Origin of the sequence: Massilia sp. TWR1-2-2 (genome assembly GCF_049897565.1) — a bacterium.
GTDB lineage: Bacteria > Pseudomonadota > Gammaproteobacteria > Burkholderiales > Burkholderiaceae_D > JAFCUW01.
Genome location: NZ_JAFCWM010000107.1, coordinates 1 through 694, shown reverse-complemented (window position 1 = coordinate 694; position 694 = coordinate 1). Strand labels below are relative to the sequence as shown.

Genomic DNA, 694 nt, shown 5'->3' with positions numbered 1-694 from the left:
GACTGGGTAGACTGTGCAAACGGTAGCAAGGAGTCGATCTTGCTGTTCGGGCAGGTGGGCAGCTTTTCGAGTGTATCGCTGAGCCAGCGTAATGGCTCGAGTCCGTTGAGCTTGGCGGTGGCGAGCAGGGTCTGGATCGCGGCGGCGCGCCGCCCGGCCCGTTCAGAGCCAGCGAACAGCCAGTTCTTTTTCCCGACGGCGATAGGACGGATGGTGTTTTCGACCGGATTGTTATCGATCGGCAGCGTGCCTGAGTCGACGTAGCGCAGCAGCGCCGGCCAGCGCTTGAGGGCATAGTCGATCGCCCTGGCGGTGCCGCTGCCGACGGCCACGGTCTTGTGTGCGGCAAGCAGCCATGCGTGCCAATCGGCCATTAGTGGCTTGGCCTGGTCCTGGCGCAATTGGAAGCGTTCTGTCGGCGCCACTTCGCGCCCTTGCTGCTCGACGGCGTACAACTGGCCGATACGGCGCAGGGCCTCTGCGGCAATCGGACTACCATTGGCAGCATGCAGGTCGAAGAACTTGCGGCGTACGTGGGCCATGCACGCCAGCTCGGTGATGCCGGCAGCGAACATGGCTTTGTAGCCCGCGTAATCGTCAACCATCAGCTGGCCTTGCCAGCCCGACAGGAAGGCGCGCGCATGCGCGCCGGCACGGCCGGTTTGATAGTCGAACACGACGATGCGCGGCCCCT

At 64.1% G+C, this 694-nt stretch carries 1 protein-coding gene; it reads right to left on the bottom strand.

From position 1 onward, the window contains the following. The coding region (tnpC, locus tag ACP7DD_RS26585) for an IS66 family transposase (protein WP_426178409.1) at positions 1 to 694 on the bottom strand (694 nt) is incomplete at both ends.